We start from the raw sequence: 20,709 nt of genomic DNA on the forward strand, positions 1-20,709 counted from the left end.
CCCGTTCAAACAGGCTCCCAGATTCTTCTTAAATTTCCTGCGCAACAAGATACTTCCTCAACGTCTGCTGCAACGTACCATGTGTCTCCGCATGCTGATGGAATGTCACTCCCATACTGACCATCTTCCTAACAAGCTCTGCACGCAAACCAGTAAGGACCGCTTTGCACCCCATCATCGAAACCCCAGTCAGAATATCTTCAAATTTTGCAATAACGCTCTGCTCCATCGTAGTTACACCAGAGAGGTCTAAAACAAGTGTCTGTAACTTCAAGTTCGAAATCTCTATCAAGGCCTTCTCTTCAATGATGCGAATACGATATTCATCCACATGTCCAATCAAGGGCAACACAGCTACCGATGCACTAACAGGAATAATAGGAACAGATAAATGCTCCACCAATTTCCTTTGTGAACTAATCAAATCATCCTTATATTGGGAATAACTAAGGAAAAAGCTATTTAAGAAAAAATCGATATTATTATTGATTTTCTTTTCTATTTCAAAGAAATCATCTTGAGAGAGATACTGGCCTCTTTCTTCTATGAATTTATTGATAAATTTCCATAAGGTTCTTCTAATTGCCTGGACCCATTCTAACTTGAATGATAAGGTAAGCGAATCAGAATGCTTCGCCCACGCAATCCCTTCTTGCTCAGCAAAAGCTATCACTTCCGACTCTTTTTGCTCCACCACTCGTTGAATCAAGGTTTGAGCATTTTTAAGAAGATCAATATTTCCCTTTTGCAAAATATCATTGATTTTCGATGCGACATTTACAGCCTCTGACAGCAGAGTAGCCTCGAACTCATCTTTATGGTCCTTTAGGTAACTGGTAACCTCTCCATTGCTGACAAATTTCACAGTCATTAGTTAATCCCCTTTAAATATATTTATTAATTTCTACTTCTATAAAAAGCTGAATAATCCTCTTTCATTCGACAAAAAAAACAAGGAAGTGTAGCGTTATTTCCCAACTCCCTTGCACTCATCATATATTCTAATTGGTGAAATATCAATGTCTTGCTTTTCTAATGCCTTGATAAATATCCGATATAGAAGAAACGAGGAATATTAATACCGCGAACCAGAAAACTAAATGAAGCTGGTGTGTAAAGCCGAATCTTTCTTGAAAATAGTCGAAGAACGCTGGATTAAACACAGTTATGTTGCTGAACACGAGGATGAACACAGCAAGGGATCCCATGTGGACAAATACATTCGCCACAGCAAGCTTCATTGTCCACTGTCCAAGCCTCCATTTATACGCGACCAATCCAAGCTCCAAAAAGATTACCAATATAACCAGTGGCCAGAAGGAAAGTAATTCCGTTTGATTGAACAACGGCGTGATAAGGGTTAGACCTTCTTCACCTTTTTCATAGATTCCCATGAGATTATCGGCGTTAAAATACCCCGCTACCCAAATGGCCGTCCAAATCAAACTGCCGAACAACTCAACTTTTGTAATAGCTTTTTCCTTAGGAATATATGGGACATCCTTGAGGTCTTCAGGTGTCCATTCCTTCCATTTGGACGTAATTGGATTGGTTTTATTGGATGTATCGTACCTTTCCACAATCGCAAACGTGACCGTAATCCAAAAAAATGTTTGCATCCCTGCCCCTATACTGTTCCAAGTCGCATCACCTATGATACTCAATATAGAAGAAACCACTTCCCCTTCTCCACTGAAGGAAAAAACATGACTGAATGTCACTGCTAAAAAGGAAAAAATCATCGCAATTGGAATGATCAACTTTAACAAACTAACATACACATCAAAAAACCGTGGCCCTATTAAATGCATTGGCTTATCAAGATAGCCGCTGGCAAGTTTCGCAGGATGCCCAAGCTCCGACAGGACTGTTTTAACATCTTCCTCCTGAGGCTCATCTGGCAACATATCCTCAATGGTCGATCGCAATTCAAGACCGATATCCTCCCGCTGACGTTCAGGCAGCCTCCTTGTCACCTCCTGAATATATAACTCAATCAGTTTCATTTTCCCCATTCTCCTCCCTAAGTAAAATAGATAGTTCTTGAGACGTTTTCTCCCATTCTTTTTTCAACTTCTCGAGAACCTCTTTTCCATAATTACTCAAAACATAATACCTCCGGGGACGGCTTTCCGTTTTGTCCCAGCTGCTTGTTACAAGCTCCTGCTTCTCCAAACGCCTGAGCAAAGGATATAGCGTACTTTGCTCAATAGTAATTCCACTTTTCTCAAGCAATTGGACAAGTGAATATCCATACTGAGGAGTCCTCAATTGACTTAACACCGCCAACGTCAACGTTCCCCTTCTCAATTCCGTCGTCATCGACTGCAACAATCCATCGCCCATCTGCTCACCTCTTTTTATACTATATGTCGTACAGTATTATTTATACTATGTATCATACAGTATGAAGGTGAAAAAAGTAAATACTTTAATCCGTGTTTATTCCTGTTTAATCCAACTCTAAAAAAGGGAATAAACTACTATTACTTCAATTGGAGGGATAGCATGTGGATCAGACACCCGTTCTTTAAATATGCAACAGGTACCATTCTAGTATTACTAATTGTTTTTCTATTAAGTGAAGTTCAATTTATAGTAAATCCAATTATCAGCTTCATCACAACTCTATTCTTTCCAATTCTATTTGCCGGCTTTCTATTTTATATCTTAAAGCCTCTCGTGAATTTTCTCGCAAAGTCAAAGTATGTCCCCAGAACTTTGGCTATCATTCTTGTATTCTCAGCTATTATTGGAGGTGCAGTTTTAGGTGGCTTTTCCGTTGGAGGAAAAATCGAGGAGCAGGTCGTACAGTTCGCAGAAGACTTCCCAGCTTTTCTTGAAAAAAATGAAGAACAAACAAAGGAACTGATGGATGACAATAACTTCGGTCTCATTTCTTATGAGGAAGCTAAAAAGAGAGGGCTAGCCTTTTTAAAGGAACAGTCTCAGCGCATTGGAGAAAACGTATCTTCCATCATTTCCTCCATTACTAACTTTGTGACCATCCTTGTGGTCGTCCCATTCATCTTGTTCTATTTTCTAAAGGATGGCCATAAACTCTTGCCGTTTATCTTGAAAATGCTGCCGAACAAGCACCATGACGAAGGGAAGAGATTGTTGACCGATATCGACAAAACCTTATCCACCTACATTGGTGGACAAATGATTGTCGCATTGGTAAACGGCTTTCTTATGTACATAGGCTATCTCATCATCGGATTGGATTATGCCTTAGTGTTGGCCCTATTTATCGTGATTACGGCTGTCGTTCCCATTATCGGTCCTGCTTTAGGCGTACTGCCCGCAGTGATCATCGGACTGATGACAGATCCATTTATGGTCGTGAAAATATTGATACTTCTTGCAATCGTGCAACAAATTGAAGGAAATCTTGTGTCCCCGCAGATTATCGGAAACAAGCTGTCCATTCACCCTTTAACAGTCATCCTTCTTCTTCTTGCAGCAGGAAAGCTATACGGATTTATTGGAATCCTATTGGCGGTTCCGGTGTATTCGGTGTTGAAGGTTGTGACGAAGAATCTTTATGAAGTTTACCGGCTGCGAAGGGCGTAGCTGAACACTAAATTTTAAGGGGAATCAGAGATAACAACTGATTCCCCTTTTCTAGCTTATATTTGGTTCTTCATGTACCCTATCGTTTCTTCTATACCTTTTTCGTATGGAGTACTGCTCCATTCTCCTAAAAACCTTGTTAGTTTTTCCCCTGAGAGAATGGTCGGCTCGGCATTGATATACTGCATTTCTATTGCCTCACGCATTCCTTTCCCAGCAACAAGGGAAAATAGCGCAAACATCGGTTTGGTGATGTAGTAAAGCTGCTTATCTTTTCCTAGTTGCTTTTTTATTATTTTTTCGAAATCACGCCCGGTAATGGTCGACACAGCAGGGATATTCCAATTGTGTCCATAGGCATCCTCTCTTAAAGCTAACTCCACCATCCCCCTGGCCCCGTCTTTTGTAAAAATAAATTCTCTTTCAATATGATTTGGTCCGACAAAACCACCCTTCTTTCTTTTTCAAAAGTTGTTCAAGGGTAAAGTGAATATAGGTATTCGTTGCATTTGGTCCGTAGAAGTCTGGAAAGTGGCAGATCAAAGTCGGAATGTTGGCCTGCTGAATCATTTCCCCCCATTTCCTTTCGAAGTCTCCCTTTTTTGGTATGCGGTTTTTTCTCCATACACTCTTTCAGCCGACTCCCACCACTTTTACCATATGCATAGATATTTATCCACCACCGCAAGCTTTGCACCGTTCTCTTCTGCTGCTTCTATGATTGTTTTGAGTCACTGGTTAAAAGTTTTTCCTTCCACTCTTCATACGGAAGGTTCATTGCATGAAAGATCACATCCACTCCATCGGCAGCAAGGGAAACTTATTTCTTTTCGCTTGCGTCTCCAGCTAGGATCGTCACGTTTTCTTCTCTGCCAAAAAGCTCCTCGAGTCTCTCTTTTCCTCTGGCGAAAGCCACCACTTCCACTCCACGACTAACAAGTTCCATTACGAGTGCATACCCCATCCCGCCTGAAGCCCCAATCACCATTGCTTTTTTCATAAAAGATACCCCCTATTTTTTAACCACTGGTCAATAAACCTCTAAAAAATTTTACCCTAAAGATGTTAGGATAAAATTCACATGTGACTCTGCTAACCCTTTTACTTCATCATAGTCTGCATCACACCTACAGTAATGACTGACAAAACCGTGCAACGAGAGGAAAATAGACCATGCCTGCTGGATGCTTATAGATTTATTGCTCAACTCCATTATGGCTTTAGCAAACTTCTCATAAGATTCATTCGGCCCTTTATTGACATAGCTCTTCACTTCCTCATCTGACAACAAAAACATCATCTCATATTGGCTCTTGTGCGTGAGGCCAAATCGGATAAATTCAAGCAAAACTTGCTTTAATTTCGTTCTGTTATCAAGGTCCTGCATCATCACATTGTCCAGCCATTGATCCAGCTCTTTAAAATCTGTTTCAATCATGGCATAAAATAGTTCTGCTTTATTTTTGAAATGATAATAAATAGCACCATGACTATAACCTAACTCTGTTGCTATCTGCCGCATGGAAACCTGTTGATACCCCTTTTTTCGGAACAACTCCCGAGCTGCGTCCATTACCATATTCTGTGTTAATTCATTTGCTACTGCTTTTCTAGGTGTCATTTACTTACTCATCCTTTTTATTGACCACTGTTTAATTAAAATATAAACCTTTGGAAATACTGTTGTCAACTGTAAAATTGGAAACATGTTCCTCAATCTGTCACAATGATAGAGGAACTTACTTGTCTTATAAACGTACAATTATCAAACAAGCCCTTTAAAGGAGATCACAATAAATGGAACAATCAAAAAATAAGAATTTGAAGAAATTCATCGCTCTCATCCTGTCGACCAATATACCCAAAGTTGCTCTGACACTCGGGTTAGTCGGCAGCCTTATCACCACAATGGTTGGATTAACCATCCCATTGCTCACTCAGCAACTAGTTGACGGTTTTTCCATGGAATCGCTCAGTGTTGGACTGATTGTTGCCATTGCGGCTGTCTTTATAGTCCAAGCCGTTATTGACGGACTTTCCACCTACTCCCTTGCTTATGTCGGCCAAAGCATCGTTGCCGGCCTTCGCGAGAGAATGTGGTTCAAACTCATCCGCCTTCCTGTCAGTTATTTTGACAAAAAGACAAGTGGAGAATCGGTCAGCCGTGTGGTTAACGACACCGGGATTGTGAAAGATTTAATCTCCCAGCACTTCCCCCAGTTCATCACAGGGATCATCACTATCATTGGAGCCGTCACCATTCTCTTTATCATGGATTGGAAAATGACCTTACTTATGCTGATTTCTGTTCCAGTCACGACGCTTGTCATGATTCCACTTGGTACAAAAATGGCTAAAATCTCTCGTGGCATGCAAGATGAAACGGCTAATTTCACCGGCAGTGTTCAGCAAACTCTAAGTGAGATTCGTTTGATGAAAGCGTCCAATGCGGAAACAGCGGAGGAAGCAAAGGGGCAGTCTGGTATTCGTACACTACTGACATTTGGTTTGAGGGAAGCTCGAATCTTTGCCATCATCGGACCGCTTATGTATATGGTCGTCATGCTTGTCATCGTTGTGATCATCGGCTACGGCGGAATTCGTGTTGCAGAAGGAACGATGACAACCGGGGCGCTGGTTGCATTCTTGCTTTATCTGTTTCAAATTATTTTTCCGATTACATCCTTTACAATGTTTTTTACACAGTTACAGAAGGCTAAAGGTGCGACGGAACGAATCATTGATATTCTGGAAATTGAGGACGAGCCAGGACAAGAGGGATTGGCTGCGGATATTACCAATCAACCTGTTTTCGTTAGAAATGTATCCTTTGGGTATAACGAAGACGAGCCTATTTTGCGCAATGTTTCCTTTGATGTTGAACCTGGCATGATGGTTGCTTTTGCAGGACCGAGTGGCGGCGGGAAGAGTACGCTTTTCGGATTGCTTGAACGTTTTTATGAACCAACAGACGGAGAAATTTTTGTTGGTGCTTTACCTATCCGCTCGTTATCCATGAAAGCTTGGCGCCAGCAGATCGGCTATGTCTCACAAGACAGCCCGATGATGGCCGGAACCATTCGGGATAACTTGACGTATGGGTTGGAAAATAAAGAGGTGCTTACAGATGACCGCTTATGGGAAGTAGCCAAAATGGCATATGCAGACCAGTTCATTCAAGAGTTTCCAAAGGGTCTTGATACTGAGGTTGGCGAACGCGGTGTCATGCTATCAGGCGGGCAGCGCCAACGCATCGCGATTGCCCGTGCCTTTTTACGAGATCCAAAAATCCTGATGATGGACGAAGCAACCGCAAGTCTGGATAGTCAATCTGAAGGAATAGTCCAGCAAGCTCTGACCCGACTAATGGAAGGCCGGACTACTTTTGTGATTGCCCATCGCCTGTCTACGATTGTGAATGCGGATAAGATTATTTTCATTGAAAAAGGTGAGATCACTGGGATGGGGACTCATCAGGAGTTAGTGGCGTTGCATAAGTTGTATCGCGAGTTTGCTGAGCAACAGCTGACTTAGATGGTTGGGGAATAAAGAAGGTCAAGGATGAGGAATCCTTGACCTTTTTTCATTGGAAGATATGTTCTAGTTCAAGATGAAAACCATTTAAAAGCTTTGAGGTAATTGTCCCTTGGTCTGTTTCGGGGGGAGAGACCGCTTCTCTGTTACCGTTTTTCTTGTTTGAATTGCATTTCGGACACTGAGACCGCTTCTCTGTTACCGTTTTTCTTGTTTGAATTGCATTTCGGACACTGAGACCGCCTCTCTGTTACCGTACTTCTTGTTTGAATTGCAGTTCGGGCACTGAGACCGCCTCTCTGTTACCGTTTTTCCTGTTTTAATCACAGTTCGGGCACTGAGACCGCCTCTCTGTTACCGTTTTTCCTGTTTGAATTGCAGTTCGGACACTGAGACCGCTTCTCTGTTACCGTTTTCCCTGCTTTAATCACAGTTCGGGCACTGAGACCGCCTCTCTGTTACTGTTTTTCCTGTTTTAATCACAGTTCGGGCACTGAGACCTCCTCTCTGTTACCGTTTTTCCTATTCCAATCTAATTTCAGGCACTGAGACCGCCTCTCTGTTACCGTTTTTCCTATTCCAATCTAATTTCAGGCACTGAGATGGGTATTTTTAACACAACAAACCTAATCTACGACCGAGTTCGTGCGGAAATCAACCAAGTTCGTTCCGAAACCGCACGAGTTCGTGCCAAAATCAGCCGAGTTCATGCCAAAACGAAAATCCCCATCAAGTCCCACAATAAGTACGGTACCCAGCCGTCACACTCGCCCCCGGCGCCACACAATAATCATCCTGCTCAGCAGAATACGCAAAAGGATCACGCAACACCCTCACCAAATTCTCCATCACACCATAATTCCCATGCTCCACAGCAGCCAACAAAGCCGCTTCGACCCGATGATTACGAGCGATAACCGCAGGATTACTCTTCTGCATCAACTCCCGCATACTTTCCGCACTCGAAGACTGCCTTCCTAAACGCTCCTGCCACAACGAATGCCATTCCGCGAAAGCAGGCCTTACTTCCAAATCCAGCTCCCCCAACGTCAAATCACGAAACGTATTCGTAAAATCCGCCTTATTTTCCTTCATCGCATCAAGCAGCCCTTGCACCAACGCTTCATCTCCAGACTCTTCACCAAACAAGCCCAGCTTCGAACGCATACCTGCCAGCCAATAGCCCTTATACAAGTCCGAAAACTTATACAACTCTTCTTGCGCCAACTCCACTGCACGCTTCTGCTCCTCATCAAACAAAGGCAACAACGCTTCTGCAAAACGCGCCAAATTCCAGCCACCGATCCGCGGTTGGTTTTCATAAGAATACCGTCCCTGCGCATCAATGGAACTGAACACCGTCGCCGGGTCATACACATCCATGAACGCACACGGTCCATAGTCGATTGTTTCCCCGCTGATCGTCATATTATCTGTATTAATCACACCGTGGATAAAACCAACTAGCTGCCATTTCGCAATCAATTCCGCCTGTCGCTCCATCACTTTTCTAAAAAATCCAAGATAATCATCAGCATCCAACTCTGGGTAATGGCGCTTCATTGCATAGTCCGCCAACGCTTGCAACTTCTCCATATCTCCCCACTGCGCTGCAAACTGAAATGTTCCAAAGCGGAGATGACTTGATGCAACGCGGGTCATTACGGCTCCAGGCAATAGACCTTCACGCAACACCTCTTCCCCCGTCGTTACAACTGCCAAGCTACGAGTCGTTGGTATCCCCAAACCGTGCATTGCTTCACTAATAATGTACTCGCGCAGCATCGGTCCCAAAGTAGCGCGGCCATCCCCACCGCGGGAATACGGAGTCCGTCCTGATCCCTTTAGCTGAATATCAAAACGGCCACCATCAGGCGTAATTTGCTCTCCAACCAAAAGCGCGCGACCATCCCCAAGCATCGTAAAATTGCCAAACTGATGTCCTGCATAAGCTTGCGCAATCCCAGAACCACCTTCTGGAACCGTGTTTCCAGCAAAAACGCCCAAACCGTCCGACCCCTTTAATGCATCCGTACGAAGTCCAAGATCATCAGCCACTGATTCATTAAGCACAATCAACTTAGCCGCTTCCACAGGATTCGGCTTTATTTCAGAAAAAAACAATTCAGGCAATGATTCATAGCTATTGTCAAAATTCCAACCAATTTTATTTGAGTTCATCAAATCCCCTTCTTTTCGTCTGTCTTGTCGTTACTTCTATTATACCCTCTAGTACCCCAAAATTAATTAATGAAGCTCACCAAAAGACAGTTCACATTTTGGGTCTAAGGAAAATAATGCTAAAATTATCTCCATACATAGCAGAAAAAAGGAGAATCTCAATGAACAAAACCTGTAAAGATACCCGCGTTATCCGGACAAGCCGGGTGTTTCCAAATGACATCAATAACCATGACACCCTGTTCGGGGGAAAACTGTTATCAGATGTGGACATGCTCGCCTCCATTTCAGCCGCTCGCATGTGCCGTTGTGAATGTGTGACAGCATCCATGGATTCAGTGGATTTCCTATCACCAATCCGACCGACAGATGCGGTCATTTTTGAGTCGTATGTCACATGGACTGGCAATTCTTCCATGGAGGTTTTCGTAAAAGTGACGGCTGAAAACTTAACCAAAGGCACTCGCACCATTGCAGCCACTGCTTTCTTGACGTTTGTAGCGCTTGACGAACAAGGTAAACCTGCACCCGTTCCATCCATCACCCCCGAAACCGAAGAGGAGATCTATTTGCACCAAGTGGGTGAAGAACGTGCAAAAGCCCGACGCAAAAGAAGAGCAGAGAGTAAAGCACTTGCATCCAAGCTCACAAATGGCTTTTCACAAAACCACTAAAAAGGAGAGTGCCTCCACCCGGCACTCTCCTTTTTCATGATTAATTTCTGATTCATAAGCTTTCGCCTGATTCCGTAGAGCCCCAAATACCCTCCTCCCGAATCATCCGCTCTACTTTTTTTCTATTAAATCAGCACCTGTCCCTGTCAAATCTAGTAAAGATTCATATGCTAGTAGAAGTAATAGATTCTTTCTTAAGGAGCGGATTTAATTGATAGAAAATAAAGATGTGATTTATTTTAATGCTGATGGAGAAATCGTGGACCAACTGGAAGAAAACCTGCCACTTGGTACTTCCATATCGTTTTGTGCCAGTGCCATCGTTCCGGATGGGTTCACCTTTGAATTTTCCGGATTTGATTCCAGTATTTGCTCAGATTTGAGTGAATTGTTTTGCGTAGTAAGGCCTGAGGAGGTTCAAGGGACTGCACCTAATCCTTGTGGCGGCACGATTACTTGCCAGCTTTTCTTGAATGCAGTCCGATTGGTCGGTACCGCAAGATTTCAAGTGAACATTGGTAATCTAATTCCCAATACACCAGGTACTCCATTAGGGCCTGGACCTTGCAGACTTGGCATGGAAACAACTGTGTTTGTAAATGAAGTATTTTCCTACTCCTCTCAAGGCGAAACATGCCGCGAAAAATGCTTCCGCAATGAAGGAGCATTTGCCGCGCTTCCCACTATAACTACAGATGAATGCGGTCGCCAAATCGTAACTTTTTTCGGCGGGATCTTCCTTGGGTTTGATGGTTGTAATTGTTTGTGAAAATAGAAAAAGGAGCGAAAGATAATGATAGAAAATAAGAATGCTGTTTACTATAACGCTGAGGGAGAATTGGTAGAGGAGATGGAACTTCAGCAAGAAGGCTGCAACCTTCGCCTAGAGTACTGTGCAAGTGCCATTGTTCCTGATGGATTCACATTTCGGTTTATGAATTTTGACTCTTTTAAAGCCTGTTCTGACATAAGTGACCTTGTCTGCGTGCTGAAATTAGAAGAATTAGAAGGCACATGTACAGATTCAAGTGGCAGGACCATCCCTTGCCCGGTGCTAGTGGATGCAGTCCGCCTAATTGGGAACGCCAAGTTTCACATCAACGTAGGAGAACTGATTCCAGACTTGCCAGGTTTTCGTTTTGGCCCACCTTGTGAACTTACCATGGACGTCGTGCAGACTGTAAATCAAGTAATCTCCTATACTTGCCCACAAGATAGCTGCCAGGAGCGTTGCTTTGATACAGTTGGTTCATTTGCATTCGCACCAACTGTCACGACGGATAATTGTGGACGACAAGTGATAAGTTTGCGCGGAGGGTTGTTTTTGAGATTTGTTGGTTGTGAGGAATAGTAAATTCAATATGACTAGCCCTCTCTAATTCACATCCAATGCAAAGAAACGGCAAAAAGATATTGTGCCAAATAATAAGGGATCATCACCAGAAAGTTTCTATATGTTAGCTTACCGACAAATCTATCCCAAGCAAGGATCGCGTCGGAAAAGAAAAACAAGATGGCGCCTGCAATGATTAGAGGCTGTTGACTATAGAATGCTGCCCATACCATGGACGTGATGATCGTTACATATGCCGTAACCGAAAGGAAAAGTGTAATGCCCCCTGAATGAAAAACTCCCTTGGACAATTTAATGAGATAGAAAATAGCAATTAAAAGCAACGCTCCAGTTACCCAAATCTTTACCTCTCCATTGCCGGAAACTTTAAAAAACGCGACAACATAGCATACATGCCCTACCAAAAAGGATACCAATCCATACACAAAACGATCCTTTGGAAGCATTAAGAATATATCACCTAGGATAGAAAATAATAAACCCGCCAAGATCCACCAGCTATATGTAGAAGACAAATCCCCAAAGCCCAATATTGCTATTAGAATTACGATGACCATTGTCCCTGGCTTCAAGAGATAAGCCAATGATTTATGTTGTTTTTCCACTGCAAAAAGATACAGGCTGCCCAGAAGAATAGTGAGAATCGAAAGTAAAAGCAACAATTTTAATACCCCCTTTATACTTAACTATATTTTAATCCACAAACATAAACCGTAGAAGATATATGTAAAATTGTTTTTACGTCCCTTGCCTCCCCTCCATCATCCATGCTAGACTAATAGTAACTTTTGAAGAAATGGAGGATTTTCCTATGACTGCAAGTATGCGACTTCGATTCCAAGCTTTGAACCGTTAATTGAATACGTTCAAAGGCTCTGCCTGTGTGCAGGGTATATGGGATGGGTCTGCCTACTTTTAGGAAACCTTTATTTTACGATGCTAATATGATCTGTAGAAAAAAGAGGGGACAGTCTACCCTCTTTTTGTTATGCCTTTTTTATGTGTAGCCTTAATTGGGTTCGCAGACTTAGTTTTATTTTCCCTACCCATCTACTCTTCTCACTGGACGCCATAATAAAAAAAAGAGGAGAATGAATGATGACTTTAACAAAAGAAAAAGTAATAGAAATTGCGAAAGATAATGGCTTGGATATACTGGCTGACTCCCTGACTTATAACGAATCCGGACTGGACTTCCTAGTAGTTTTTGCTGAAGATGCCAAAGGGGAGGAATGGGTATTACGTTTACCTAGAAGAGAAGATGTGATGGCTTCCACCCAAAAGGAAAAGCGTACCCTTCAACTAGTGGGCGCACAGCTAAGTGTGGAAGCACCAAACTGGAAGATTTACACGGATTCACTGATAGCCTATAAAAAACTCTCTGGAGTGCCGGCCGCTACCATAGATCCCAAAGCCCAGGCATATGTATGGGTCCTGGACGAAAAGAACGTTCCAACTGTTTTTAATGAAACACTTGCAGAAGCTTTAGTATCACTACACCGGATCGAACATGAGGAAGCCCGTTCTGCAGGTCTCCCTGTTGAAACACCTGAAGATATCCGTGAAAACATGGCAAAAAGAATGGAAAAAGTAAAAGAGAATTTTGATGTCCATCCTGATCTGTGGCAAAGATGGCAGAACTGGTTAAATGATAACTCAGTTTGGCCAAAACAAACCGCCCTTGTACACGGCGACCTGCATGCAGGTCATATATTGATTGATGAAGAAAATAAGGTCACTGGCTTTATCGACTGGACCGAGGCAGCCGTAGGCGACATTGCCATCGACTTTGTAGCGCACTACCGCACTTTTGGAGAAGATGTGTTAAAAGAGTTGATCCATCACTATGAAAAAACTGGTGGATATGTGTGGCCAGGAATGGCTCAGCACGTAATGGAACTGACAGCAGCATACCCGATAGCTATTGCGGAATTCGCACTCAAATCAGGTTTGGAAGAATATATGGAGATGGCGAAGCAGGTTTTGGAAAGTAAAGCAAAATAATCAGATTACATGGAAGGAGCGAAGTATAATGGAAGAAATCCCTGATTTAAATATATTTATGATGTGTTCGTCACTTAACAAAGATGCATTAACTCATTTACCAAAAGGGTATTATGTCCGCAGTATGCGGGAGGACGAACTGGATATTTGGGCTAGCATGCCGTTTGACGATGAAGCAACTGCCAAAGAGTACAATTCATTTATGATGGAATTTTTCAAAACTGTCTATGGCGGAAACGAAAAACTTTTTTTTACGAACACCCTTTTCGTTTGCGATGAGCAAGATCGCCCTGTGGCAACTTGCTTATTATGGAAGGCTTATAATAAATTCCAGACTATTCATTGGTTCAAAGTGCTGAAATCACATGAAGGAAAGGGTATCGGGCGAGCCTTGCTTTCCATCATCATGAAGGAAGTGCCGAATAACGAATATCCCGTGTACCTGCACACTCAACCTGGCAGCTACCGGGCTATAAAACTATACTCAGATTTCGGATTCCACCTACTAACGGATAAAACCATCGGCACCCGACAGAATGACCTGATAGAATGTTTACCAATTCTTGAAAAATGGATGCCTTCAGCAGATTATAATAACCTAAAAACCACAGAAGCGCCTTTGAATTTCAAAGAGTCCCTTAAAAGCTTTATTACATTAGAGTTCTAAATAAAGAGGGGTTCTCTCGCTAAATGCGAAAGAACCCCTCTCTATATTACTCTTACTCTTCTATCTGCTTTAACGACTTCTCCAACAAAAAGCATACGCATAACTCTCCGACACTCTTTCCGCATTAAAAGTAGAATGCATACACATCTTCGTTCACACGGAAAACTTATTCTGAATGATTCTGGGATAGAATCTTTTCTATGACTATAGTAAACCGTTTTTCCGGCAATAGTTTTCTCTTCACCAATAAGGTTGCGATTAATTCTATCAATATGGGTAGTTTCTCCATTCAAAATGTTCAGCCCAATCATGTGCTTATCATTTATCAAAAACTCCCCATAAATCAAATCAGTCCCCGGCGATAACTTTAACTTACTAAGCTCCTCTGACTTCTCTTCCTCTTCACCCGATTCAAGAGTACTATATACAAACGCTGCCACTACCGGATCACCGATAAACTCCTCATCATCCAAAATATACCCGTCATTAATGATAAAAGCAGTCTGTAAAGGAACATCAGCATGAAACGGAATCTTAACCTCTGTCCCCAGTTTAGCAGATGCCGCTTTTTCTAAACTAGTGTACGGAGTTATTCCTCCATTTCCTTTTTCAACAACGTCTTCATTCTGTTCCTCCACCGTCAAACTTGTATCCTTATCTTCGGAAAAAATCAACTCATTCGCAAGAAAATACCCACCAACCACCAACAAAAATCCAGCCAACATAAATGAAACGACCGGCCTCATATCCCATCTCCTTTGTTGTCTTATCTCCCGTTGTCTAACTGACCCCTTCACTCTTTCATGAATTTCCTTTTTCCCTTCATCATCCATCCTGATCTCTTGGTACCCCTTTAATGTCCGATCCAAGCGATTCTCATCTTTCTCATGCGTCATGGTTATAGCCCTCCTTCAGCATTTGTTTCTTCAAGGATTCCAACGCTCTGTGCAAAGTGGTCTTCACCTTACCTTCACTCCAACCCAGGATTTCCGCTGTCTCCCTCACCGTCAAATCCTTTATTTTGCGTAAAATAATGACCTCCCGATACGACCTTTTCAATTGTTGCAAGGCACGATACAGATACGCTTCATACTCCCCTTGCTGCGTCACCTGCTCGGGTAGATATTCCGTTGCCGAAAGCATCGCAGTAGCGGCAAAAGAATCCGCCACATATCGAAAAGGCTTTCTCTTCCGAAACTCATCTATTGTCGCATTCCGCGCAATCCGATACAGCCAATTCCTTTCACTTGTCTCTCCTTTATAACGATCTATTGCTTGATAAGCCTTGATATACGTATCATGCGTTAAGTCCTTCGCCATCTCTGGATCACCGGTCATCATCAGAACATAACGAAAAACCTCATCACTATAACGCTCATACCAATCATTCAGCTTTCGAATGGACCATTCTCCCTCCATTTATTTCACCTATCTCTCTATAGCTATCACAAATTTGCTTACTTTAAGGACGTGAGGATTGTTCTTTGGTTACAGTTTTTCAAAAAAAAAGAGCGGTTCCCCCGCTATTCTAGTTTACACTAGGAAACGAGGGGGCCGCTCCTTCATTTAAATTGAAATAATGTTGCAAGTTCAATGAAATCTCCTTTTAGCCGTTCTATCTCTTCATTTGTCATATCCTTAGGTTGGAATGACTTAGGAGTTGTGAAAAGGTAGACAAATTTTTCAGTAACTACTTCTAAATTAATTCCTCCCATTACTTGCCCGGAAACTTTAAGAACTGCGGGATGTTCTCCAACTAATAATTCTTCCGACTCGTAGGCTTCAGCGGGATGAAAATTTACTTCAGGATTCAATTGTTTTATCATTTCTTCCTGGGATAGTTCATGGGGTTCAATCAGGACATGTAGAAATTCCACTGGACGGTCACTGAGTTGATATGGGTATTTAGCATATGAATCCTTCATTATAGTAGGCTCACCGCTAATTCCTTCTACGTATTGCTGTGCATTCAAAGGAAAAAATTGATATTCCGAATCCAAAATGATGTCATTTTCCTGCTCTTTTGCTGAAATCGGTTCGTCAACAGGAAGTACAGTTTCCTTTTTTATTTCAGTAGAATCACTCGTTAACGATCCCCAATGTTCTTGAAGTAAAAGAGGAGTACCCATTAAGAGAAACACCATTGCTGCAACAATAAGAAATTTGGTCACTCTCCGTTTTTTCTTCAGCTTATAGATGTCAGCTTGGATTCGATCCCTTACCAAACCGGCTCTATTATGATTCCACTCCACATCATGCTCTAACCTTTTCAAAGATTGGTCCAAACCGTAGTCACCTTCTAAACTGTTTCTCTTCATGATTTTCCTCCTCCTTCATATGTTCACCCAAGGTCTGCATCGCCCGAAACAAGGTTGACTTCACTTTACTTTCCGACCAATCCAGGATGTGGGCTGTTTCCAGAATAGAAAAGCCTTTTATTTTTCTAAGGATGATAACTTGTTTATAACTATCCTTTAAATTGTTCAGTGCCTCATAAAGTTCACGTGAATTTTCTTTCAAAATGACAATATCCTCAGATGAAGCGGACTGCTCTTTTTGAAAGACTTGCTGAAATAACCTTATAGGCTTCATTTTTCGAAGGTGATCGACTGTGGAATTATGTGCAATTTTAAAGAGCCATGTTTTCGGGGAAGAATCCCTCTTATATGTATGATGATGCTTATATGCCCTTAAAAAAGTCTCTTGCGTCAAATCCTCTGCCTGCTGACTGTCTTTGACCATGAGGATAATATATTTGAAGATAGTCTGGTGATATTGGTTATACCACTCCTCTATCTCATTTTCTTTATAGAATGACACCGGCTTTCCCCCTTCATTTTTTTGACACTGTATAGACGGGCGAACTTCAAAAAAGTTTTGAAATAATTTTAAAAATAAAAGAATGGTTTCCTGCCTCTTACACAGAAGCAGGAGAACCATCCTTATAGTATCTTCACTTCATTCCAGATTTGTTTCAATGACCTTATCTTCAATATCTGATATATGTATGGTTTTAACTTATACTCATCACAATCTAGTTCGCTCCATATAATTAACTGGCCTACTCCTTTAGTAACTAGTTTTCAGGATTATTTTACCATAGCTAATTGATTAGTTGGGGGCAGCTTGGATGAATTTCTTTGATGGAGTGTTAAACGTAGGCGGATGAAGACCTTTCTGCTTTCGTTTCTCCGGCCCTCACGTCTTCATACCTCAAATGAAGACACCTCTCCTCCTAATTTCACCTCACTCACGTCTTCATACCTCGAATGAAGACATCTCTCCTCCTAATTTCACCTCACTCATGTCTTCATACCTCAAATGAAGACACCTCTCCTCCTAATTTCACCTCACTCACGTCTTCATCACTCGAATGAAGACATCTCTCCTCGCATTTTCACCTCTCTCATGTCTTCATACCTCGAATGAAGACATCTCTCCTCCTATTTCTACCTCACTCATGTCTTCATAAACACCACCATTCAAACAACAAAAAAACCGGAGACCTTCCCAAAAAGCAAGGTCTCCAGCTCTATATACTTTCCACTCAAATCCTCATATCCCATCGCTCTTGCTCCGTCTCTTTCAACTGTTTCTCTGTCTCCTCAGGATAGACAGTGCGGAATTTATGGTCATCAGCCGGAATGATTTCCACCATCTTTTGAATCATATCTTCAGGATGGAACTCTTTCAGCTGCGCTTCCTGCTCTTTCATATCTGCTTTTCTTGTAAAATGCTTTTCTTCATCAAACCATTTCCACTTTTCCTCTGCAGCCCGTTTATTGAAGCCAGTTGCGTATGGCCCCGGATTGATGGTTGCCACTTTCACACCGAACTCTTCCAGCTCAGATTTCATCGTCTGCGCGATACCTTCTAATGCATGCTTGGTTGCCGTGTAAGGCCCCACATACGGTGTCGCGGAAATACCCGCCATGGAACTCATGAAGACTATTTTTCCGCTTCCCCTTTTCACAAGGTTCCTTGCAGCAATCTGCGCGGTTTCAAGGGTCGCGAATACATTGATTTCAAAAAGGGCCCGAAATCTTTCCATCGGCACTTCCCCAAGAGGCCCTCCCTCATTGATTGCAGCATTTGCCACAAACACGTCAAAATCGTATTTCTCCATCTGTTCCAAATCAAGAGGGTTGGTAATATCGAGCTTAAAAACTTCCATATCCAGCCCTTGATTCTCCACTTCCCGTAAAAGGTCCGTTTTCTGGGATGTCAGTTCCGTTGTGGCGATGACTCTATGCCCTTTCTTGGCAAGTCCTAACGCAGCACCTCTTCCAAGCCCAGTTCCTGCTCCTGTAATGAATATTGTTTTAGCCATTTGAACTCCTCCTATAAATAGGTTATCGTTTTGTGTTCCCTTAAGGAGTAGCGGCAAAACAAGAAGCCATCATTGCAGATCGAATAGAGGCAGACACATCAAGTCGACTGTTATTTTCCCATCTCCATCACCGCAAAATAATTCTCTTCCCCATCGGCAAAATTAAACACCTTACCAAAAGGCATATGGACCATCTCGCCAACTGTTACATTTTCTTCAGTCAATTTATCATATAACCCTTCCAGATCCTCCGTCAAAAACATCAAAGAAGGTGTACCCAAGTTAAGTTCAGGTGACATTCTAGCAACAAACTCTTTATTGTGCAGGATGATGCTTGTTTCCGATTCTTTAGAAGGGGCTATTTCAATCCATCTCATCCCTTCCCCATTATCTTCTTCCGAAATTACTTGGAAGCCTACTTTTTCCGTCCAAAACTTTAGCGCTTCATCCTGGTTACTAACGTAAAGCATGACTTGACCGAGCTTACTAATCATTATTTTTTCCTCCTTCAAGGTTTATGTAGTAACAATTTCTAGGAAAATTATAAAAATCCTTTAAGTGAATGGAACAAAAAGTCTTTTCATTATTCCGAAACTTATGTAAACTAAATTTATTAAAAAGTTAACAAAAATGGAGGAACATCAAATGACGGCAAAAAACGAAAGATTAAGATGGCTAATTTTATGCGCAATGTTCGCAGCGATCACAGCAGTACTCGCACAAATGGAAATCCCTTTACCGCTTGTGCCAATCAGCGGACAAACACTTGCAGTGGGACTTGCTGCAACGATCCTTGGTAGCAGATATGGAGCAATGTCGATGGTCTGTTACGTCCTGCTTGGGGCAGTCGGCTTACCAGTGTTCGCAGAAATGAAAGGCGGAGCAGGGGTCCTAGTCGGTCCAACCGGAGGATACATATTCGGCTTTATCCTAGCTGCATTCTTCACTGGCTACATATTAGAAAAAACATCTTTCACTTTAAAGTGGGCAATGCTTGCCAATACCGTCGGAATGATTATTACACTTGTGATGGGAACAGTTCAGTTAAAATTTGTGATGGATATGACATGGGCGAATGCACTGAAATTCGGGGTTTATCCTTTCATCGTTGTTGGTCTCATTAAAGCATTCTTAGCAAGCTGGATCGGAATCACAGTAAGAAGACGTCTGAAGCAGGCTAACCTTTTGCAGGTAAAAGGGGATGTGGCTGCGTAATACTCTGGTGTATAATAAAAAAGAGAGAAGTGCGCCAACACCTCTCTCAACAATTTAACTAAGTACGAATGCCACCTTTTTCTTTTACCGAAGCAGAAGGTGGTTTTCTTTTGCCAAATTTCTTTGCGATATCACCTCGCCACCATCTTTCTTCGATCGGTCCCTGTAAATAAAAGTCCTAGCCATAAACCAATACCTACTAAGAAAAAAATCATGAAAGAACTAATCGCAATGTACACCTCACCAGTCGCAAAACCTGTTGTAAATGCTACAAACAAACTAAATGCAACCAACCCTATTGCCACTGCATACAAAATCGCCCGAACCCTATTCATCGCATACTTCTTACTACTCTCTCTCGTTAATCCACTATACGTAATGATGGCAATCCCAAACACCACGAAAATCGCCGTCCCTGTAACAGCTTCCAACTCCATATCCATAAAATACAACATGGTAGATGTTAATACACCGAACAAGATAAGCAATATTCCAGTGATTAAACCAGCCGCGGAGATTCGCGCTGTCATGGAAGAGTACACCGCCTGCTTCGCTTTGTTCTGCCCGACTTCACGCATATCATCAACAAGTCCGCTAAGGTCTCCTATGGAACTAACCGCTTCCTTGAATGCCGCCGACTCATCCATTCCGTCCTTCTTGTAGTCCACAATTTTTTCTTTTAGATTGGTTGCTAACTCTTCTTTAAGATCAAATAATTGCTGACTCTCACCAACGCCGGTGAAAAGGCCATCTACATATGCCTGGACTTTTTTGTCCACACTATTTCTCATCATTCTCAATTCCTCCCTCTATCAAATAATTAAGTATCTCTTTTGCAAACTTCCATTCTTTCTTGTATTGCTCGTAGCGCGTCTCACCGTCTTCCGTTATCCGGTAGTACTTGCGGCGGCCACCCTGGGTTTCGTCTCCCCAATAAGAAGCAATAGATCCTTCCTTCTCCAGACGACGAAAAGCTGTATAAAGTGTTGCCTCTTTCAGTTCATACTGATTTTTACTTAATTCAATAATGGTCTTATAAATCTGATAACCATAACTGTCCCCTTGGCGAAGCACATTCAGAATAATCGTATCCGTATGGCCCCGTATCAAATCGGTTGATATTTTGTTTTCCACATTCCATCACCTCCTGGTTATAATTTACAACATATTACTG

Annotated in this window: 24 protein-coding genes; 8 read left to right on the top strand and 16 right to left on the bottom strand. The window is 42.2% G+C overall.

What is annotated here, in order from left to right:
• Positions 1 to 28 precede the first annotated feature (28 nt).
• The 3 genes from M313_RS0119525 to M313_RS0119535 form a co-directional block, all read right to left on the bottom strand.
• Positions 29 to 871, bottom strand: coding sequence for an STAS domain-containing protein (locus tag M313_RS0119525; protein WP_010199267.1), 843 nt, complete (start codon positions 869 to 871; stop codon positions 29 to 31).
• A gap of 145 nt (positions 872 to 1,016) precedes the next feature.
• Positions 1,017 to 2,006, bottom strand: a complete 990-nt coding sequence (locus M313_RS0119530) for an HAAS signaling domain-containing protein (RefSeq protein WP_010199269.1) — start codon at positions 2,004 to 2,006, stop codon at positions 1,017 to 1,019.
• On the bottom strand, positions 1,993 to 2,346 hold the full coding sequence (locus M313_RS0119535) for a PadR family transcriptional regulator (RefSeq protein ID WP_010199270.1): 354 nt from the start codon (positions 2,344 to 2,346) through the stop codon (positions 1,993 to 1,995). Before M313_RS0119535 ends, M313_RS0119530 begins: the two co-directional genes overlap by 14 nt.
• A 162-nt stretch (positions 2,347 to 2,508) precedes the next feature.
• Here M313_RS0119535 and M313_RS0119540 point away from each other — a divergent pair, with 162 nt between their 5' ends.
• Entirely contained in the window at positions 2,509 to 3,576 is a 1,068-nt protein-coding gene (locus tag M313_RS0119540; RefSeq protein ID WP_010199272.1) for an AI-2E family transporter, read from the top strand.
• Between the two features lie 56 nt (positions 3,577 to 3,632).
• Here M313_RS0119540 and M313_RS26510 read toward each other — a convergent pair whose 3' ends face one another.
• The 3 genes from M313_RS26510 to M313_RS0119560 all read right to left on the bottom strand — a co-directional run bounded on the left by M313_RS26510 (position 3,633) and on the right by M313_RS0119560 (position 5,197).
• On the bottom strand, positions 3,633 to 3,962 hold the full coding sequence (locus M313_RS26510) for a Rossmann-fold NAD(P)-binding domain-containing protein (RefSeq protein WP_029326604.1): 330 nt from the start codon (positions 3,960 to 3,962) through the stop codon (positions 3,633 to 3,635).
• A gap of 434 nt (positions 3,963 to 4,396) precedes the next feature.
• Positions 4,397 to 4,576 carry an SDR family NAD(P)-dependent oxidoreductase gene (locus M313_RS26515; RefSeq protein WP_029326605.1) on the bottom strand — a complete coding sequence of 60 codons (180 nt, stop codon included), beginning with the start codon at positions 4,574 to 4,576 and terminating at the stop codon, positions 4,397 to 4,399.
• A gap of 51 nt (positions 4,577 to 4,627) precedes the next feature.
• The gene (locus tag M313_RS0119560) at positions 4,628 to 5,197 is read right to left on the bottom strand and encodes a TetR/AcrR family transcriptional regulator (RefSeq protein WP_010199275.1); all 570 of its coding nucleotides are present in this window, start codon (positions 5,195 to 5,197) and stop codon (positions 4,628 to 4,630) included.
• Positions 5,198 to 5,373: 176 nt separating this feature from the next.
• On the opposite strand from M313_RS0119560, the gene M313_RS0119565 reads away from it, so the two are divergent.
• Positions 5,374 to 7,110, top strand: a complete 1,737-nt coding sequence (locus M313_RS0119565; RefSeq protein ID WP_010199276.1) for an ABC transporter ATP-binding protein — start codon at positions 5,374 to 5,376, stop codon at positions 7,108 to 7,110.
• 729 nt (positions 7,111 to 7,839) lie between these two features.
• On the opposite strand, the gene M313_RS0119570 is transcribed toward M313_RS0119565, so the two are convergent.
• Positions 7,840 to 9,291 carry a protein adenylyltransferase SelO gene (locus tag M313_RS0119570; protein ID WP_010199277.1) on the bottom strand — a complete coding sequence of 484 codons (1,452 nt, stop codon included), beginning with the start codon at positions 9,289 to 9,291 and terminating at the stop codon, positions 7,840 to 7,842.
• 161 nt (positions 9,292 to 9,452) lie between these two features.
• Here M313_RS0119570 and M313_RS0119575 point away from each other — a divergent pair, with 161 nt between their 5' ends.
• The 3 genes from M313_RS0119575 to M313_RS0119590 all read left to right on the top strand — a co-directional run bounded on the left by M313_RS0119575 (position 9,453) and on the right by M313_RS0119590 (position 11,316).
• Positions 9,453 to 9,965: an acyl-CoA thioesterase gene (locus M313_RS0119575; protein WP_010199278.1), complete on the top strand. Its 513-nt coding sequence runs from the start codon at positions 9,453 to 9,455 to the stop codon at positions 9,963 to 9,965.
• A 211-nt stretch (positions 9,966 to 10,176) separates the two neighbouring features.
• On the top strand, positions 10,177 to 10,734 hold the full coding sequence (locus M313_RS0119585; protein ID WP_010199287.1) for a hypothetical protein: 558 nt from the start codon (positions 10,177 to 10,179) through the stop codon (positions 10,732 to 10,734).
• A gap of 24 nt (positions 10,735 to 10,758) precedes the next feature.
• Positions 10,759 to 11,316, top strand: a complete 558-nt coding sequence (locus M313_RS0119590) for a hypothetical protein (protein WP_010199291.1) — start codon at positions 10,759 to 10,761, stop codon at positions 11,314 to 11,316.
• Positions 11,317 to 11,345: 29 nt separating this feature from the next.
• Here M313_RS0119590 and M313_RS24165 read toward each other — a convergent pair whose 3' ends face one another.
• A complete protein-coding gene (locus M313_RS24165) occupies positions 11,346 to 11,981 on the bottom strand; it encodes a lysoplasmalogenase (RefSeq protein ID WP_010199293.1) in 636 nt (211 codons plus the stop codon).
• 436 nt (positions 11,982 to 12,417) lie between these two features.
• On the opposite strand from M313_RS24165, the gene M313_RS0119600 reads away from it, so the two are divergent.
• Together M313_RS0119600 and M313_RS0119605 are read left to right on the top strand one after the other, a co-directional pair.
• A complete protein-coding gene (locus tag M313_RS0119600; RefSeq protein ID WP_010199295.1) occupies positions 12,418 to 13,323 on the top strand; it encodes a macrolide 2'-phosphotransferase in 906 nt (301 codons plus the stop codon).
• 28 nt (positions 13,324 to 13,351) lie between these two features.
• Positions 13,352 to 13,990 (top strand): GNAT family N-acetyltransferase, encoded by a 639-nt coding sequence (locus M313_RS0119605; RefSeq protein WP_010199298.1) that lies wholly within the window; start codon positions 13,352 to 13,354, stop codon positions 13,988 to 13,990.
• Between the two features lie 41 nt (positions 13,991 to 14,031).
• On the opposite strand, the gene M313_RS0119610 is transcribed toward M313_RS0119605, so the two are convergent.
• From M313_RS0119610 to M313_RS0119635, 6 genes are all read right to left on the bottom strand, one after another.
• Positions 14,032 to 14,886, bottom strand: a complete 855-nt coding sequence (locus M313_RS0119610; RefSeq protein ID WP_010199301.1) for a hypothetical protein — start codon at positions 14,884 to 14,886, stop codon at positions 14,032 to 14,034.
• The gene (locus M313_RS0119615; RefSeq protein ID WP_010199303.1) at positions 14,876 to 15,409 is read right to left on the bottom strand and encodes an RNA polymerase sigma factor; all 534 of its coding nucleotides are present in this window, start codon (positions 15,407 to 15,409) and stop codon (positions 14,876 to 14,878) included. The genes M313_RS0119610 and M313_RS0119615 overlap by 11 nt, the downstream gene beginning before the upstream one ends.
• Positions 15,410 to 15,552: 143 nt before the next feature.
• The gene (locus M313_RS0119620) at positions 15,553 to 16,308 is read right to left on the bottom strand and encodes a hypothetical protein (RefSeq protein WP_010199304.1); all 756 of its coding nucleotides are present in this window, start codon (positions 16,306 to 16,308) and stop codon (positions 15,553 to 15,555) included.
• The gene (locus M313_RS0119625; RefSeq protein WP_010199306.1) at positions 16,283 to 16,810 is read right to left on the bottom strand and encodes an RNA polymerase sigma factor; all 528 of its coding nucleotides are present in this window, start codon (positions 16,808 to 16,810) and stop codon (positions 16,283 to 16,285) included. The genes M313_RS0119620 and M313_RS0119625 overlap by 26 nt, the downstream gene beginning before the upstream one ends.
• 727 nt (positions 16,811 to 17,537) lie before the next feature.
• The gene (locus M313_RS0119630; RefSeq protein WP_010199309.1) at positions 17,538 to 18,320 is read right to left on the bottom strand and encodes an SDR family oxidoreductase; all 783 of its coding nucleotides are present in this window, start codon (positions 18,318 to 18,320) and stop codon (positions 17,538 to 17,540) included.
• A 110-nt stretch (positions 18,321 to 18,430) separates the two neighbouring features.
• On the bottom strand, positions 18,431 to 18,814 hold the full coding sequence (locus M313_RS0119635) for a VOC family protein (protein WP_010199311.1): 384 nt from the start codon (positions 18,812 to 18,814) through the stop codon (positions 18,431 to 18,433).
• Positions 18,815 to 18,965: 151 nt separating this feature from the next.
• On the opposite strand from M313_RS0119635, the gene M313_RS0119640 reads away from it, so the two are divergent.
• Positions 18,966 to 19,535, top strand: a complete 570-nt coding sequence (locus tag M313_RS0119640) for a biotin transporter BioY (RefSeq protein ID WP_010199320.1) — start codon at positions 18,966 to 18,968, stop codon at positions 19,533 to 19,535.
• Between the two features lie 131 nt (positions 19,536 to 19,666).
• Here M313_RS0119640 and M313_RS0119645 read toward each other — a convergent pair whose 3' ends face one another.
• Together M313_RS0119645 and M313_RS0119650 are read right to left on the bottom strand one after the other, a co-directional pair.
• A complete protein-coding gene (locus M313_RS0119645) occupies positions 19,667 to 20,329 on the bottom strand; it encodes a permease prefix domain 1-containing protein (RefSeq protein WP_010199322.1) in 663 nt (220 codons plus the stop codon).
• Positions 20,316 to 20,669 (bottom strand): PadR family transcriptional regulator, encoded by a 354-nt coding sequence (locus M313_RS0119650; protein WP_010199323.1) that lies wholly within the window; start codon positions 20,667 to 20,669, stop codon positions 20,316 to 20,318. Before M313_RS0119650 ends, M313_RS0119645 begins: the two co-directional genes overlap by 14 nt.
• Positions 20,670 to 20,709: the final 40 nt, after the last annotated feature.

Origin of the sequence: Bacillus sp. m3-13, assembly GCF_000175075.1 — a bacterium.
Taxonomy (GTDB): Bacteria; Bacillota; Bacilli; order Bacillales; family Bacillaceae_I; genus Sutcliffiella_A; species Sutcliffiella_A horikoshii_C.